Raw genomic sequence first — 15,252 nt, 5'->3', positions numbered from 1 at the left:
GGTCGCCGCAGCGTTGTATACGCCGGGGCCGACTCTGGCGGAGCTAAGTGCTTTTGGTTTAACGCCTGAGGACGTCGAAGATGAAGTGGGGATCCTGCCATCCATATGGGAGGCCTTCACTGTCTTCTCCGCGCTGGCCACCCAATGGCGTGTCGGTGCGAGCGGTGCGACCGGTCTGGATTACAACGTTCTCCCCTGGGTGTTCGAACTGCACGGGGTTGAGGATGCGGCGGCCTGCATGGCTGATATTCGAATCATGGAAAGCGAGGCTCTCAAAGTGATGCATAAGGAGACGGCCTGATGAGTGACCAAATCGCCTCGATCACATTGCGTGCTGACGTATCCGATCTGAAAACAGCCAGCAATGAACTGGATAAACTCGGTGAAGCCGCGGCGGGTGCCGTAGGCAAAGCTGATGACCTCAACAGCGTATTCCGTGCTGGTGCTGAGTCTGCGAAGCAGGGCAGCGAAGGTATCAAAGAGCAGCAGATGGCGCTGAAAGGCCTGCTGGAGAATATCGACCCGGTAAACAAGGCGCTTAACCGGCTGGATGAACAGCAGGCCGCCCTGCGTAACTTCCAGACCAAAGGCTTCCTGGATACCGATGATTTTCAGCACTACAACAAAATCCTCGACGATACGCGGCTAAAGCTGACGGATACCGGCGAAGCTGCTGCCAGGGCACAAGCCGAACTGGCAGCGACTCAGGCCGCTGAGAAGCAGTCCGCTGCGCTGAAGAACCTGCTGGGCTCTATCGACCCGACGATCCGCGCATTCAACTCACTGGATGAGCAGCACGCGCAGCTGGTGGCGCATTTCGAAGCTGGGCGCATCAACGGCGCGCAGTTCGAGCACTTCAATACAATCCTCAACCAGACGCGGGAGCGTCTGTCTGGCGTGGCTGACGTGCTGCCAGAGGCACTATCCCGACAGGAAGCAGCGGCGCGTCGTGCCGGTATATCGGTCGGCCAGTACAGTGCTGCGATGCGCACGCTTCCTGCACAGTTCACCGATATCGCCACGCAGCTGGCTGGTGGGCAGTCTCCGTTCCTGATTCTGCTCCAGCAGGGCGGGCAAATTAAAGACCAGTTTGGCTCGGTCCAGGGGGCGCTGTCGGGTGTTGGCGAATATATCCGCAGCATGGTCGGGATGATTAACCCAACCACGATTGCGCTGGCAGGTCTGGTCGGCACAATTGGCCTGCTGTCTGCTGCGGCATACAGTTCGTCTGAACAGTTCGACCAGGTTGCCCGGTCGGTCATCATGATGGGCGGCGCTGGCTTCGCCTCAATGCAGCAGCTAAATGAGGCTGCTGAAGAGGTGGCCGGCAAGACAAATACATCCATCAGTTCCACCGTAGATACGCTGGTTACGCTGAATGACACTGGTAAATATACCGCCAGCCAGATGAAGCAGATCGCCACCTCCATCACGCTGATGGGCAAGGCTGGCAGCGACACCAAAGCGGCAATGTCAGACTTCGGCAAGATTGTCAGTGACCCGGTAAAGGGCCTGGCGAGCCTGAATGAGCAGTACGGCTTTGTTGATGAAGCCATGATGAAGCACATCATTCAACTGCGTAAGCAGAAGGGTGAGCAGGCGGCAGTTACGGAAGCCATAGACCTGTTTGCTGGCGTCATGGCAAAGCGCGCGGAAGAGACCAATAAGGCCACGGACAATATCGGGCAGTACTGGCAATGGTTGAAGAAAACAGCATCTGACACCTTTGACGATATAGGTATCACCGTACGTGCCTGGGGTAACCAGATAATCGATATCTTTGAGTTAGTTAAGGCCTCGATCAAAGACCTGTTCCTCAATATCACGTCACTGGACTCCAAATTCACCGGAACCATCGCTGGCTGGGCTGAAAAAATACCTGGCGGCGGTGCGCTGGCTAATTTCCTCGGCATGGATGTTGAGGCTATGAGAAAGGCCGGGGAGGAAGCTGACAAAGAGATCGCAGCGAACAAAAAACGCTACGATGAACTCTGGAAGCGGGTCACTGCGCCTAATGCACAGGCAAGCTATGAAACCGAAGCGCGAGGGGCCACGGTTAAAGGTGAGGGAGGATCCAGTCGCGAGTCTAGGGACGCAGTCTCGAAGCTTGCAGAAGACTCGACCAAAAAGGCCAGAGAGGCAAGGGCCACTCTGGATGCTGGCGATCGCACGCTGGAGAACTACCGCGCTCAGGCCAGAACGTTAACGGAAACCCTCGAAACTCTTCGAGTGACCGGAGATATCCACGCCAAAAACACCGAGTTCAGCAAACAGCAATCGCACTTCGCTGAACTGGACGAGGCAGCCAAAACCCGCGCGCTGACCGCGCAGGAGAAATCTCTACTGTCGAGTCGAGAGGCTATTCTGAACGCCGCCAAGGTGGTGGATCAGAAAAACAAGGAAGTAGAAGCACAGCAGAAGATTAACGGCCTAGCACAGCAGGCTAACAAGTACGTCACCCAGATGACAGAGAAGTCCGAGGCACTCAGAAGCGGGTCTGGCTTGAGTAGCCGCTTGGCTCAACGAATGACTGAGGAGGCTCAGCTTCGTCAGGGATGGCTGAACGGCGGCGGAAAACTTGAAGATGCGGGCTACGAGAAAGAGCTGGCAGCGCTTCGAAGTTACTATGCCGAAGAGGATAAGCTGCGCGGTGATTGGAAGGCTGGCGCCGTTAGTGGGTGGAATGAGTATCTGGAAGCAGCGACAAATACTTACGACGCTGTGAAAGGTGTTGCCGGTTCAACGTTGACCGGGCTATCTGACATGCTTACCGATCTCATGATGACAGGAAAGGCATCGATAAAAGAGTTCGGCAAGTCCATGCTCAGGATGATCCTGGATGTTACCAACAGGCTTATGGTCGCATACACCTTGCAGGCGGCCATGGGGTGGATTAGTGGTGGCTCTAGCGCTTCGGTGGGTGCTGGGCAATCCTTCGCGGTTCCGTCATTTACCCCGAACGCAAAAGGTGGGGTGTATGAGTCACAAGGCCTGCATCAGTACGTCAACGGGGTATACGACTCACCTCAGTTTTTTACTTTTCAGGGGGCGTCTAAGTTTGCCAAAGGCGGCGTCTTCGCTGAGGCTGGTGCTGAGGCGATCATGCCGCTGACGCGTGATTCCGCCGGACGGCTTGGTGTTAGGGCGCAAGGTGGGGGGGGTACGCAACCGCAGGTCAACATAGACATCTATGTGGACAATAAGGGCAACGCATCATCAACCACATCTGGGGATGGGAATGCCGCCGCCAGGGCTTTAGGAAAGGAAATTGAAGCCAAGGTGACTGAGATCCTGGCGAGAGCTGCACGAAGCGATGGCTTGCTTGGCAGGCAGTTCCAGTCAAAGTAGTAGTCTGACTCTGATTCTGAGACAGTAATATCACCCATGCCTGGTTACACCACCGCATCTCCTGGTTATTATGCTCAAAACCATACTAATCAGGGGATGATAATGAAAAAGGTCTTCACGACTGTGGTGTTAGCAATGGCTCTTTCTGCGTGTGCCGGGAATGGTTCAGGCAATAACGCACAAAAACAAGCCAAGTATGATGAGCTTTCGAAGTGTGATGTAAATATTGATAACCCCTCTCAGGCACCAAAGAACAAAATGGAGTTTGCTGAATACCTGTCGACTCAGGCACGGAATGCGTCTGCGGATCAGTTCGTGATTCAAAAGAGGCTGGAGATCCTGCAGTTGGTTGGGTGGAATGATTCTGTAGGCGATGCAATAGCGACGTGCGGGGCTAACAGGAAAGACAAGCGCAAAGAAAATGCGTCAGGCGTGTTTGAGGCCATGAAGGTGGCTACGGCAAATGCCGATGAGAAGCATGCACTTATCAATGCCTACAGCTCATGGGAAGCCTATGTGACAAGCCAGACGCCTCTCGCAAAGCAGGACTTTGATGCCAAGGTCGGCTATTACAAAAACATGTGAGCGAGTGATGATAATCCCAACATTAACGCGCGCCGAGGCCATTCAGAACATAATTTCCAGCAGCAAGCCATCACTTGTGAGCTTTGGGTGTGGTGGGGATTTAGAAATTCTGGGCGACGAGTTAAGACGAGACATCATCAATGCATGCGGTCATGAAGATGTTCATTTTGTCAAAGCAAAGTGGAGGCATGGAATTTCCTTGGACTCTAGATGGCGTAGAGTTGATTTGTTTTCATCCTTTGGTCGTATAGTTTTTGGGGTTTGTAATGACAGGGCAGCTGCGTACAGTTGGTCTTCCCATGGGTTATTTAACGGACTAATTATTTCTCATTGGTCACGAGAGCAGCTGAATGCAGTAGATCAGACCATAAAGTTGCAACAGCATGAATATAAGGCTGAGAAAGACCCAGTTAAAAAGAGAGAAATTACAGAGCGCCGCATGCAGGCTTCATTTGATATAAACACCATAGTGATGGAAGCCAATCATTTAGCCCATGAGATTGACCTCCAAGCAGAAGCAATTCGGCTCCTCTACTTAACTGATCCAGAAGCGGCGAAAGTTGCATTCCATGCCCTTGAGGAGAAGTATGGCGATATTATTGGCACTCTCGAATTGAGACTTCCGAAGTAAGAACCAGCCTCCCCAAGCGCTAAAACTACACAAAGCCTCGCTGACGCGGGGCTTTTTGTTGCCAACGGGCTGGTGAATACGGTTGAAATTTGAGCGCCGCATTCAGAGGGCGCGAGATACTACAGCAATTTATGGCGCAATGCATTGTAAGCAGGGTCTGTTTTTGTGCAAAAAGTGCTATTTGTGCGCATTGGTACAGATTGAAACGCATTGGAACGTATTGCAACTTTGCACGATCATGTTGTGATTCTGCAATCACCTTAGAGGTAATTTCGGTGAAACTGATTGCAACGTGCTTTAAGTGCTTCGGAAATGTCGTCGAACGTGCATCCATCTTCAGACATAGACCCATTGCTCAAATAAGAAGAATGGTATTAAATTGTCCTCAACCACTAAGAGTGGTCATGAATTCTTTGGATGTGTTTGCATCCTACAATTTGAGAAAGCACTGCCAAACGTGCATGAGGGTGATAATCATGGGTCACGCATTAAAAAAGGCAGATCGCTTGTACATTCCGCCTCGTGACAAATCCACAGTGGCGAAACCTCGTGCAGCGATCAGCGAAGCATGTTCACATACTGGTCAAGTTAAAAATGCCTTTGAATTTGGATTTGCTCGTTACGAGAAGGCGATGGAAGAACTTTCAAAGGTCTGAGTAAAAACGGATGACGATAGAGTATGTTGAAGGAATCAATTATCTTTCCATTGAAGATATAGTTTACATCAACAAGTCTCTGATCGAGACTCAGACGCCAAATGAACCAATAGGTGTGCTGAATCCGAATAACCTCAGTTCTTCACAGTCCCGGCCAAGTACCATTCGATATTATGAGCAGACAGACGATATGTTTCGTCTGTCTGCTGTTCTAATTGAAAGTCTGATCCAGAATCATCCATTCGCAAATGCAAACAAACGCACCGCCATTATGACCGGTTACGTATTCCTGTTGCTGAATGGATATGAGCTTACAGCACCTAGCGATGAGGTCGTTACAATCGCAGAGGGTTTGGCTCGTAAGGATTATTCAGTGGATGATCTGGAAAATTGGTTATGCCACTGGTCTCGCGAGTATGATTCCAGAACATTATGTGCAACTGGCGGCAATTCGCTACAGGCTCTCGTGGCGACCTCGCAATACATTCGAATCATATCGAATAACTGAATCCGCTGAGAGGCGTTTTTTTGCAGATTAATACTGAACTATATAACCCGCTTCGGCGGGTTTTTTTATGGAGCAAATATGGTCGTTGAGACATATAACTGGCACTCTCAACTGGGTGCTGGCGCAGTGGAATACAGCCAGACGGTGCGAACGGCTCAGTTTGGCGATGGTTACGAGCAGGTAGCCGAGAACGGCATTAACTCGACGGCTATTCAGGTACCGATGAAGCATGTGGGCGCTGATTCTGAAGTGAATACCGTTCGGGACTTTCTCCTGGCTCATACCGTTAAGGCTTTCATCATCACACCGCCGGGCGAAGAGAAGGGGCTGTACCGCGTTGTCGCCGACTCCGTGCGAAAGAACCAGATCAGCAGTAAGTTCGCAGAACTGACATTCACGATTAAGCGCGCCTATGGCGTCTATGCCTGAGGTGGAGCATGACAGCACTGATTGATACAGCTGCAATGCTGGCACCGAGCGGTCGAGTCCGCCTGGTAGAGGTTGATGCGTCTGAGTTTAGCGGCGGGATCCACCGCTTTCACTACAGCCCGTTTCCTCATACTCCGGCGGAGATTGATGCTGCCGCCGGCGATGAGACAAAGCTTGGACCAAAGCCAATTATCTGGGATGGAAAGACCTTCGACTTCTGGCCATTCCAGATTTCTGACCTCGCTCTCTCGACCGACCAGGCCGCTGAGCCGAAGCTGAGCGTATCGAACCTTGACGGGCATATCACTGCGCTCTGCCTACAGTTCAAGGACATGGTTAACGCGAAGGTAAGCATCATCGACACCTACGCCGTTTATCTGGACGCGGTTAACTTCCCAGGCGGCGTGAACCCGACGGCAGACCCGACAATGTTCACGCTCCAGACCTTCTGGCTGGATACCAAAACCTCCGAGGATGATGAGGTGGTTACGTGGTCGCTCAGTAGCCCGGCGGACTTGCAGAGCCTGGTAATCCCCACCCGTCAAATTACATCGCTGTGCGAGTGGGCGCTGCGCGGCCAGTACCGAAGCGGTGACGGCTGCACCTACAACGGAACAGCACATTTTGATGCGAAGGGGAATGCGGTCGCTGACCCTGCGCTGGACGTGTGCGGTGGTTGCCTGAGCGATTGCCGCAAGCGATTTGGTGCGGGCCTGGCTGAACCCAATACTGCCACCCTCGATTTTGGTGGATTCCCGGCAACTGTTCTCTTCTCCCGATAACCGGACTTCAATATGAACAAAACGATAATGAATACTATCCGGGCGCATGCTCTGGAGGAATCGCCACGCGAGTGCTGCGGCTTTGTCATCCAGTCAGGACGGCGTCAGCGATACATTCCGGTACCGAACAGTCATGAAAACCCATCTGAGCATTTCCGTATTGATGGTGAGTACTGGGCAAATGCCGAGGATGCAGGGACCATTATTCGAGTCATTCACTCGCATCCTGGCGATGGCGCCAGGGCTATCCCCTCAGACCTCGATCGCCAGCAATGCAACCAGTCAGGTGTGGTATGGGGAATATATGCGCCTGATTGCGATGAATACGCCGAAATAACCCCGGATGCTATTCCGCTAATCGGCCGCCCGTTCATTCTTGGCTCTCACGACTGCTGGGGGTTGATCATGGACTGGCATTCCACCCAGGGTGTAACGCTGACTGATTTCCGGGTCGACTACCCGTGGTGGGAAAGCCAGTATCCGGACAACCTCTATTTCGATAACTGGGAGAAAGAGGGCTTCATAGAATGCGGCCCGTCGCCAGGCTGCATGGTCATCATGCAGGTTGAATCTGATAAGTGGAACCATGCGGGGATCATTACCGAAGAAGGTGAGCTGCTTCATCATCTCTACGGGCAACCATCCTGCATCACGCCGTACTCGCCCGGCTATTTCAAAGACCGGACGATGATATGCGTCCGACATAAAAACTTATCTCAGGAAATAAAACCATGGCGCGGTTAACGACAATTCGCCTGTACGGTGCGCTGGGTGCGAGATTTGGGCGCGTGCATAAGCTGGCGGTGCAGACGTCAGCTGAAGCCGTGAAGGCGTTATGTATCAACCTGGACGGTTTGGAAAGTTACCTGATGAGCGCGAAGAAAAACGGAATGACGTTCGCGGTGTTCCGCGGTAAACGCAACATCGGCGTGCAGGACTTCCAGGAACTGGCGGGGGATAGTGATATCCGTATCGCGCCGATTATGGAAGGCGCAAAAAAAGCCGGGTTATTTCAGACCATACTCGGGGCCGTTCTGGTGGTGGTCGGGGTAATAGGGCTTACGGTTGGGCAGGCATGGGGTGGGGCAACGTGGGGATCCTATGCTTTGCAGGCAGGCATTGGCTTGATGGCCGGAGGTATCTACCAGATGCTATCACCCCAACCAAAAGGACTTCAGGGGCGAGATGACCCCGATAACAAACCCAGCTATGCTTTCGGCAGCTCAGTAAACACCTTGGCAATGGGTAATCCGGTTGCCGCACTTTATGGGGAGCGGGAGATCGGTGGTGCCATAATCTCAGCGGGAATTGTGGCTGAAGATATCTGATAAAAATCATTTCAATATTAAGCACCCAACCGGGTGCTTTTTTATGGACGCAATATGGCAACGATTACTGGTGCGAAGGGCGGCAGCCAGAAACAGCACACGCCTGTAGAACAGCCTGATTCAGCCCAATCAATGGCGCGTTGTCGTATGTTGTTGGCGCTGGGGGAAGGTGAGTTTGCTGGTGAGCTGGATGCCACCCGTATTTTTCTCGATGGTACGCCGCTTGGCAACGCCGACGGCACCATGAACTTTGAGAACGTTACCTGGGACTTCCGTCCAGGTACTCAGGTTCAGACCCCGATCCCCGGCTTCCCGGCAGTTGAAAATGAAACAAGTATTGGCGTGTCGCTGACGAAAGTTACCCCATGGACTCGTGCGATCAGTAACACCCAGATTGACGCGGCGCTGGTACGTATTGGTATTCCTGGCCTTCAACAGCAGGAAAACGATGGGGATATTGTCGGCACAACGGTTCAGTACCATATCGACCTTGCTGTGGACGGTGGGGCTTACTCGACAGTCATGACTAAAACCGTCACAGAAAAGCTCAGTTCGCTCTACGAACTAACCCACCGTATTAATCTTCCCAAAGCCAGCACCGGTTGGCAGATTCGGGTTGTCCGGGATACTGTTGACAGTACCAGCCAAATGCTCCAGAACAAAACGCAGGTACAGGCGATCACCGAGGTGATTGACGCGCGTCTCCGTTATCCGCATACCGCACTGCTGTATGTGTCATTCAACGCAAAGTCATTCAGCAATATCCCGAAGATATCCTGCAAACCGAAAGGCCGAGTAATCCGCATCCCTCAGAACTACGATCCGATTACACGTACTTATGGCGGTACATGGGACGGTACATTCAAATGGGGATGGACGAACAATCCTGCATGGATTTGGTTCGACATTCTTACTGAGCCGCGCTTCGGGCTGGGTCGCAGGGTTACGCCAGCAATGCTCGATAAATGGGAGTTGTACCGTATTGCCCAGCGCTGCGACCAGAAGGTGCCGGATGGTAAGGGTGGCAGCGGTACCGAGCCTCGCTTTATGTTTGACGTTTATATTCAGGCTCAGGCTGATGCCTGGCAGGTGATTAAGGATATTGCGGCTGGTTTCAATGGTATGACGTTCTGGGGCAATAACATGTTCAATGTTGTCTCTGATATGCCTGCGGATACGTCAAAACTCCAGATCCTCACCCGTGCCTCGGTGGTCGGGAAACCAACCTATTCCAGCGGCAGTGAAAAGAACCGATATAGCTCTGCGCTGATTAACTTTAGTGATCCGGATAACCACTATCAGGATCGCACAACGGCAGTGATGTTTCCCGAGCTGGTTAAGCAGTTCAAGTTTAAGCAGACGCAATTGACGGCTATTGGCTGTACACGTGAAAGCGAGGCGCAGCGCCGCGGAGGGTGGGCCGTCTACTCCAACTCGCTGGATCGCATTATCACTGTTCAGACTGGACTCGATGGCTTCGCCTATGTACCTGGGACAGTGTTCGCCTTTGCCGATGAGCGGCTGTCTGGCCGTGTCTATGGTGGGCGAATTACTGACTACGATGCCGGGCTAAAATCTGTAACTACCGATCGGGGAACAAGCGCATTGGCCGGCGATACGCTGATGATTCGTACCCAGGGCGGTACCGTTGAGAGCAGAACCATTCAGGCGGTTAACGGCCAGCAACTGATACTGGCAACTGCCTTTACCGCTGAGCCACTACCTAATGCCATTTTTGTTATCGACGCAGGCCAGCTGCGCCTCCAATATTTCCGCGTAACCAATCTGACATTTAACGATGAAGAGAACACCTACAGCATTACCGGTGCAGAGTACAACGGGGCGAAATATGATGCCGTTGATAACAATGCCCGCCTGGATACGCCGCCGATTAGCCTGATACCGACAGGCCTGGTAGGGCAGCCGACAAGCATCACGATCAGCAGCTATGATTCCGTTCGTCAGGGGCAGCGTATTGCGACCATGGTTGTGAGTTGGGATGCGCCAGTAGATAAAAACGGGAAAACCCAGGCAGATATCGTAGCGTATCAGGCACAGTGGAAACGTGGTGATAATGAGTGGATCAATATTCCCGAAACAGGCCTGCGCAATATAGAAGTGTCCGGGATTTATTCCGGTGATTACCTTGTGCGCGTCCGTGCGATTAACTCTGGGGGAGCGTCTAGCCTTTGGGCCACCTCTGCGTTGACCCATCTTACCGGCCGCACCGGTGAAGTTCCAAAACCGATTGGACTTCGTACCACTGCAATCAACTGGGGTATTCAGGTTGACTGGTCCTTCCCGGCTGATACAGGTGACACGCTCCAGACCGAGTTGCAGTATTCAGTAAACGGCAACGGTGATAACCCTCTGCTGCTTGCCGGAGTTCCTTATCCGCAACACACCTACACACAACTGGGCTTAAAGGCTGGTGTTGAATTTTGGTACCGGGCTCGCCTGGTCGACCGTATTGGTAATCAGAGTGACTGGACCGACTGGGTTCGTGGCCAATCCAACGCGAATGCTGACGACTACCTGGGCGATATTGCTGATGACTTCCTGACGTCTGCAGACGGTGACCGCCTGACAAGCGACATTGATACCAACCTGGAAGCCGCGTTGCAGAATGCGCTGGCCAACCATGCAACCGTGGAACACCAGTGGGCGCAGTACGGCGAAGTACGCGCGGATATTCTGGTGGTTAAAACGACCATTGCACAGGTCGATAAGGCCATGGCTGAAATGTCGACGCAGGTGCAGGCGCAGTTCAATAATGTAACTGCCGCACTGGAGGACAAGCTTACTGCCGTGGTTGATGCTACCGGAGCCTCTGCGATTTACACCCTCAAAACTGGGGTCCGGATTAACGGTGTGATGTATAACGCCGGAATGTCGATTGCGGTGCTGGCGGAGGCGGGTAAGCCGGTAGTCACTCGTGTCGGATTTAACGCCAATCAGTTCGTCCTGATGAGTGGCAGCGGTGATACGCAATATTCACCCTTTGCAGTGGTGAATGGTCAGGTGTTTATCAGCGATGCGTTTATCCAGTATGGCCAAATCACGCTGGCAAAAATTGGCGAACTGCGCTCCGCTAATTATGTTCAGGGACAAACGGGCACCATCATGAAATCGGACGGAACGTTTGAAATGAATGGAGCAGTTGCCGGGGAGGGGGCAATGAAAATCACCAACACAACCCAGAGCGTTAAGGACGGGAATGGCGTTCTTCGCGTGCAGATTGGGAAATTAACAGGAGTGTTTTGATGGAATGGGGGATACAGACATGGGACGCTAATGGCGTCCCTAATAACTACGGAATCAAACCAATCAGCGTAGTTGGTATAATCGATCTGTTAGTGGATCAGAAAACCGGCTCTTATTCTTTCAACCTGGAACCGGGCCTGAAAGTTGGCTTTACAGTAGGGACTGCGGAGGCGGCAAGTTTGATTGCGTACACAAACAAAAGAAACATTCTTGCTTCCGGTAACACAATTACAATTCAGCCATCAACGGGAGACGGTGTTAACGACTATCCTGCAAATCAGGTTCAGCTGATTGTTTTTGCGGAGAAGGTGTAATGGCAAAATATGGTGTTTTGCTAGCATTACCCAATGGAAATCCTTTTGTTACTCCGGATTCCACACCATTGACACTTTATAAAAAAGTGTCGTTAAACTCAAATTATAATGGTGATTTTAACTCTGCGGTCATTGAGGAAAATATTGTTAATCAAAAGGCAGGTATTGTATTCGCAAGAACAAGTGCTGCGGCAAAAATATCAGCCGTAAAAGAAGGGAACTTATTTAATGTTTCTGCTTCGAACTATAGAAGGGCTGCTTTTACTCTTGAAGCATATTTTTTCGCAATAACTCCGCAAACCTTACCCAGTCACGGTATCGCTATATGGGACGAATCAGGCACACTGGTTCTTACAAACGAATCAAGGGTATTGACAGATCTGACAACTATCGGGACACCTGGAGCGGCTACGGGTGGAATTAATATCGATGTCACAATGCCGGGGAAATGGGCCGTAAATCCGATGGGGCTGGGATCTGTCATCATCCACGCTGGTTCTGCACCTGGTGGACAGCCAATATTTCAGTCCGTTGATGTGGGGACGGGTTGCCATGACGACACTGGAGGTACAAGAATTAGGGGGCAAAGTTCAACCACCGCCAGTGGTGCCACTATAGGGTCAACGAATAGCGGAATTGTGATAACGGCGATAAACACAGCTGCATATGATTAAACTGATCGATTTAAACGATCAATTTTAGAATATTGATCTATTAAAACTATTTTTATTATTCAATGTCATTGGTTATTTTTTGTTTAAATAATTAACTCTGGTATCGAAATGAAAAATATAATTATTCCAGTTATTGTCTGCCTGGTGCTTTCAGCCTGTTCAGGACCTGTTCTGGAGAAAAAGAAACCGGTTTGTCAGGCTGAGTTAGTGCTTGGTGGACAGCCCCAGTCAGTGCAAATTTACGGTGTGCGAAAAGTTGTTAATCAGACTGAGTACAGGGCCGGTTATCCCTTTAACTGGCGATGGGTGAATAAAAATAATTTCACCAGTTCGAATTGCCCTCAATGAAATACAAAAATAACCCGCTCCGGCGGGTTTTTTATTATCTGAATTCAGGAGATATCCATGTCAGCAGGAACACTCACCCTGACGAATAAATCTGCTGCGGTTGCTGGCAGCGGGACCGCGTTTACCACCGAGGTGGCGGCCGGAGATTTTATTGTTGTCACTGTCGGAGGCGTTCCCTATACGCTCCCGATTAAATCAGTGGAAAGCGGTACAGCGTTGACGCTGGTCAGCAATTTTACCGGGCCAACACAATCTGGCGCGGCCTGGTCAGCTGTTCCCCGTGTGGCGCTGAATATGGTTACCGCGGCGCTGGTGGCACAAAGTGTAGAAGCCCTGCGAGGCTTGAACTACGACAAACAGAACTGGCAGCAGCTTTTTTCTGGTACCGGAGATGTGACAGTAAAACTTCCCGATGAAAGTTCATTCACAGGACCTGCATGGGGCGGGATTTCTGCAACACTGAGTAATATTAATCAGTCTTTAAGCAGTATAAATACGGAGCTGGGTGAAAAACTTGTAAAGGAACAGAATCTTGGGGATTTGCCTGATACACACACCGCCCGCGGAAACCTTGGGCTGGGAAGCGCAGCGACAAAAAATACAGGGGCGTCTCTCGGTGACATCATGATGGTTGGTGCATTTGGGCTGGGGGGGGTGGCGGCGCTACTTAACAATGCTGATATTGGCTCGCCTGTTACAGGATCTCAGTTATTTATGAACGGTGGTGGTCCGACAGGGTTTTGGACTGAGTGGGGGGCAGGGGTAAAAATAAGTTACAGCAACACGCATAACTTTCAGATTTATTTATCTGGTAGTGATGCAACACTCCTGACTCTTGTTCAGCAGGTCGGTGGCTCGCCTTTAATTCGTAAACATTACAACAACGGAAATACCACCATAGATTCTAACGGTAACCTTAAACCTGCTTCACCGGTCATCAAATTGAAAGGTGATGGTACGGCAGAACTCAACGAAGAAGCCGAAGGCGTAATGACTGAGCGCATCGACACCGGCATTTATAAGATATCCGGAGTCCTGGGTTTTCACTCTGAACCGATATGGGGAGGCGTGGATGGTGGTTTCGTTATTCCAGCCAATACAAATGGACTGCCTTTACTGTGGGTGGATTATGAAATCGATCCGGATGGTTCCATAACGCTTAAAACATATCACCGAACTCACCACAGTGCGCCAGCATTTGCCCGGAATCTGATTGGTATTAAAAATGAAGATGATTCGTTTACTGAAACGGTGCTGGATGGTGAACCGGTTGATATCCCCGCTGGTCGCTGGGTAGACCTGCGCGTTGAGATGCCCAGGAACAGCCTCTGGAATATTAAACAACAGGAAGTACAGGAAGCCATGGAAATAGCTGAACGTGAGCGCCAGCAAAATCAGCATGATACCCAGTCGTAAAAATGATGGTTGCCGCAACCACGCCGTATGCAAGAGCATGATTGCGGCCGACTGGCGAACGTTCGATAGTGCGAGTATTGAATGATTTCCAGTCACGGCGGATTGTACTTAAGCAATATGACGGTTCAAGGTGTTTAATCTGAAACCAGCCACATATCAGACTCTTCAAACATTTCCTGAACAGTCCGGCTTATCTGTTCCTTCTCATGCTTGCTGGCGTCAGTGTTGATCGCCGGCAGTGTCATCATCGGTTTTACCCGAACATCAGCATCGGGGAAGATCCGGTGAACCCTCTTGGTTAACTCGCCCAGAATGATATCTTTTGCACCGGGCAGACCATCAAAATTCCTTTTGTCATAAACGAGTTCCACGAACATTGCTCATTGCCCCTCTACTGGATGGATATACAGTATTTATACTGTGTTTTTATGCAGTATTCAAGAGAGGGCGTAAACATGGGCTTTCCTTCACCAGCTACCGACTATATAGAGCAGCGGGTTACGCCAGCCAGTGTCTGCATGACTCCCGACAGTCGCATCCTCGAGACGTCGGCGGGTTATGCGATCATCGTCCCGGTCACGCGCCCACAGCAGGGTGATGCGCTGTTGATTCTGTCCGGAGGTCGGACGCAGTTTGCGAAGCTTAGGGGGAAAGCGTTAATCACGGATGACGGCGAAGCGATCGAAGGTGATGCAGCTGAAGAGGCTGAGGTTATGAGGCGGGTGACGCACTTTATCAACAGCACTGATGCTGCGATATCTCTTGAGGCGGCATTGGCGCAGTTTTGAGACATATGTACGATAGAAAAATTCCGAAGATTGGCAATAGATCTCTTTATATTTGCATTCAAATTTTGTTTATTATGTATTTACATAACGTAAATTTATAAAATTTAATAAAAACAACTCAGATTGCTTATTTTTAAAGATGCATTTAATATATATGTTATAAATTGCAAAGCTCATTAAG

Annotated in this window: 17 protein-coding genes; 16 read left to right on the top strand and 1 reads right to left on the bottom strand. The window is 50.9% G+C overall.

The genetic code is table 11. The annotated features are described in order from the left end of the window. Window positions 1–13: 13 nt before the first annotated feature. From OGY06_RS12170 to OGY06_RS12100, 15 genes are all read left to right on the top strand, one after another. Window positions 14–301 carry a DUF1799 domain-containing protein gene (locus OGY06_RS12170; protein ID WP_164562724.1) on the top strand — a complete coding sequence of 96 codons (288 nt, stop codon included), beginning with the start codon at window positions 14–16 and terminating at the stop codon, window positions 299–301. Then, window positions 301–3,348 (top strand): phage tail tape measure protein, encoded by a 3,048-nt coding sequence (locus OGY06_RS12165; protein WP_286605383.1) that lies wholly within the window; start codon window positions 301–303, stop codon window positions 3,346–3,348. Before OGY06_RS12170 ends, OGY06_RS12165 begins: the two co-directional genes overlap by 1 nt. A gap of 102 nt (window positions 3,349–3,450) precedes the next feature. After that, a complete protein-coding gene (locus OGY06_RS12160; protein WP_164562726.1) occupies window positions 3,451–3,933 on the top strand; it encodes a hypothetical protein in 483 nt (160 codons plus the stop codon). Continuing rightward, window positions 3,902–4,564 carry a hypothetical protein gene (locus tag OGY06_RS12155; RefSeq protein ID WP_164562727.1) on the top strand — a complete coding sequence of 221 codons (663 nt, stop codon included), beginning with the start codon at window positions 3,902–3,904 and terminating at the stop codon, window positions 4,562–4,564. Before OGY06_RS12160 ends, OGY06_RS12155 begins: the two co-directional genes overlap by 32 nt. 476 nt (window positions 4,565–5,040) lie before the next feature. Beyond that, window positions 5,041–5,220, top strand: a complete 180-nt coding sequence (locus OGY06_RS12150; protein WP_016156674.1) for a hypothetical protein — start codon at window positions 5,041–5,043, stop codon at window positions 5,218–5,220. 10 nt (window positions 5,221–5,230) lie between these two features. Then, window positions 5,231–5,728 (top strand): type II toxin-antitoxin system death-on-curing family toxin, encoded by a 498-nt coding sequence (locus OGY06_RS12145; RefSeq protein WP_164562728.1) that lies wholly within the window; start codon window positions 5,231–5,233, stop codon window positions 5,726–5,728. Window positions 5,729–5,806: 78 nt separating this feature from the next. After that, window positions 5,807–6,157: a phage tail protein gene (locus OGY06_RS12140; RefSeq protein WP_164562729.1), complete on the top strand. Its 351-nt coding sequence runs from the start codon at window positions 5,807–5,809 to the stop codon at window positions 6,155–6,157. An 8-nt stretch (window positions 6,158–6,165) separates the two neighbouring features. Continuing rightward, window positions 6,166–6,939, top strand: a complete 774-nt coding sequence (locus OGY06_RS12135; RefSeq protein WP_164562730.1) for a phage minor tail protein L — start codon at window positions 6,166–6,168, stop codon at window positions 6,937–6,939. A 12-nt stretch (window positions 6,940–6,951) separates the two neighbouring features. Then, window positions 6,952–7,683, top strand: a complete 732-nt coding sequence (locus OGY06_RS12130) for a C40 family peptidase (protein WP_286605378.1) — start codon at window positions 6,952–6,954, stop codon at window positions 7,681–7,683. After that, window positions 7,671–8,267 carry a tail assembly protein gene (locus OGY06_RS12125; protein ID WP_181640962.1) on the top strand — a complete coding sequence of 199 codons (597 nt, stop codon included), beginning with the start codon at window positions 7,671–7,673 and terminating at the stop codon, window positions 8,265–8,267. The genes OGY06_RS12130 and OGY06_RS12125 overlap by 13 nt, the downstream gene beginning before the upstream one ends. Window positions 8,268–8,321: 54 nt before the next feature. After that, on the top strand, window positions 8,322–11,531 hold the full coding sequence (locus OGY06_RS12120) for a TipJ family phage tail tip protein (protein ID WP_286605375.1): 3,210 nt from the start codon (window positions 8,322–8,324) through the stop codon (window positions 11,529–11,531). Beyond that, window positions 11,531–11,845 (top strand): hypothetical protein, encoded by a 315-nt coding sequence (locus OGY06_RS12115; protein ID WP_003826224.1) that lies wholly within the window; start codon window positions 11,531–11,533, stop codon window positions 11,843–11,845. Before OGY06_RS12120 ends, OGY06_RS12115 begins: the two co-directional genes overlap by 1 nt. Further along, window positions 11,845–12,519 carry a hypothetical protein gene (locus OGY06_RS12110; RefSeq protein ID WP_164562734.1) on the top strand — a complete coding sequence of 225 codons (675 nt, stop codon included), beginning with the start codon at window positions 11,845–11,847 and terminating at the stop codon, window positions 12,517–12,519. Before OGY06_RS12115 ends, OGY06_RS12110 begins: the two co-directional genes overlap by 1 nt. Before the next feature lie 108 nt (window positions 12,520–12,627). Beyond that, window positions 12,628–12,867: a phage exclusion lipoprotein Cor gene (gene cor, locus OGY06_RS12105; RefSeq protein WP_164562735.1), complete on the top strand. Its 240-nt coding sequence runs from the start codon at window positions 12,628–12,630 to the stop codon at window positions 12,865–12,867. A 57-nt stretch (window positions 12,868–12,924) separates the two neighbouring features. Beyond that, window positions 12,925–14,283 carry a phage tail fiber protein gene (locus OGY06_RS12100; RefSeq protein WP_164562736.1) on the top strand — a complete coding sequence of 453 codons (1,359 nt, stop codon included), beginning with the start codon at window positions 12,925–12,927 and terminating at the stop codon, window positions 14,281–14,283. A 134-nt stretch (window positions 14,284–14,417) separates the two neighbouring features. On the opposite strand, the gene OGY06_RS12095 is transcribed toward OGY06_RS12100, so the two are convergent. Then, entirely contained in the window at window positions 14,418–14,660 is a 243-nt protein-coding gene (locus OGY06_RS12095; protein WP_008322426.1) for a DinI family protein, read from the bottom strand. A 78-nt stretch (window positions 14,661–14,738) separates the two neighbouring features. Between OGY06_RS12095 and OGY06_RS12090 the strand changes: the two genes are divergently transcribed. Further along, window positions 14,739–15,071 carry a hypothetical protein gene (locus tag OGY06_RS12090; protein ID WP_003841689.1) on the top strand — a complete coding sequence of 111 codons (333 nt, stop codon included), beginning with the start codon at window positions 14,739–14,741 and terminating at the stop codon, window positions 15,069–15,071. Window positions 15,072–15,252: the final 181 nt, after the last annotated feature.

Origin of the sequence: Citrobacter sp. Cpo147 (assembly GCF_030332405.1) — a bacterium.
Taxonomy (GTDB): domain Bacteria; phylum Pseudomonadota; class Gammaproteobacteria; order Enterobacterales; family Enterobacteriaceae; genus Citrobacter; species Citrobacter portucalensis.
The sequence above is the reverse complement of the archived record's forward strand: the minus strand, read 5'-3'. Positions and strand labels throughout refer to the sequence as shown.

Coding starts and splice junctions, on each gene's coding strand:
- OGY06_RS12165 (WP_286605383.1), top strand. CDS start 301: ATGAGTGACCAAATCGCCTCGATCACATTGCGTGCTGACGTATCCGAT.
- OGY06_RS12160 (WP_164562726.1), top strand. CDS start 3,451: ATGAAAAAGGTCTTCACGACTGTGGTGTTAGCAATGGCTCTTTCTGCG.
- OGY06_RS12155 (WP_164562727.1), top strand. CDS start 3,902: ATGCCAAGGTCGGCTATTACAAAAACATGTGAGCGAGTGATGATAATC.
- OGY06_RS12150 (WP_016156674.1), top strand. CDS start 5,041: ATGGGTCACGCATTAAAAAAGGCAGATCGCTTGTACATTCCGCCTCGT.
- OGY06_RS12145 (WP_164562728.1), top strand. CDS start 5,231: ATGACGATAGAGTATGTTGAAGGAATCAATTATCTTTCCATTGAAGAT.
- OGY06_RS12140 (WP_164562729.1), top strand. CDS start 5,807: ATGGTCGTTGAGACATATAACTGGCACTCTCAACTGGGTGCTGGCGCA.
- OGY06_RS12135 (WP_164562730.1), top strand. CDS start 6,166: ATGACAGCACTGATTGATACAGCTGCAATGCTGGCACCGAGCGGTCGA.
- OGY06_RS12130 (WP_286605378.1), top strand. CDS start 6,952: ATGAACAAAACGATAATGAATACTATCCGGGCGCATGCTCTGGAGGAA.
- OGY06_RS12125 (WP_181640962.1), top strand. CDS start 7,671: ATGGCGCGGTTAACGACAATTCGCCTGTACGGTGCGCTGGGTGCGAGA.
- OGY06_RS12120 (WP_286605375.1), top strand. CDS start 8,322: ATGGCAACGATTACTGGTGCGAAGGGCGGCAGCCAGAAACAGCACACG.
- OGY06_RS12115 (WP_003826224.1), top strand. CDS start 11,531: ATGGAATGGGGGATACAGACATGGGACGCTAATGGCGTCCCTAATAAC.
- OGY06_RS12110 (WP_164562734.1), top strand. CDS start 11,845: ATGGCAAAATATGGTGTTTTGCTAGCATTACCCAATGGAAATCCTTTT.
- cor (WP_164562735.1), top strand. CDS start 12,628: ATGAAAAATATAATTATTCCAGTTATTGTCTGCCTGGTGCTTTCAGCC.
- OGY06_RS12100 (WP_164562736.1), top strand. CDS start 12,925: ATGTCAGCAGGAACACTCACCCTGACGAATAAATCTGCTGCGGTTGCT.
- OGY06_RS12095 (WP_008322426.1), bottom strand. CDS start 14,660: ATGTTCGTGGAACTCGTTTATGACAAAAGGAATTTTGATGGTCTGCCC.
- OGY06_RS12090 (WP_003841689.1), top strand. CDS start 14,739: ATGGGCTTTCCTTCACCAGCTACCGACTATATAGAGCAGCGGGTTACG.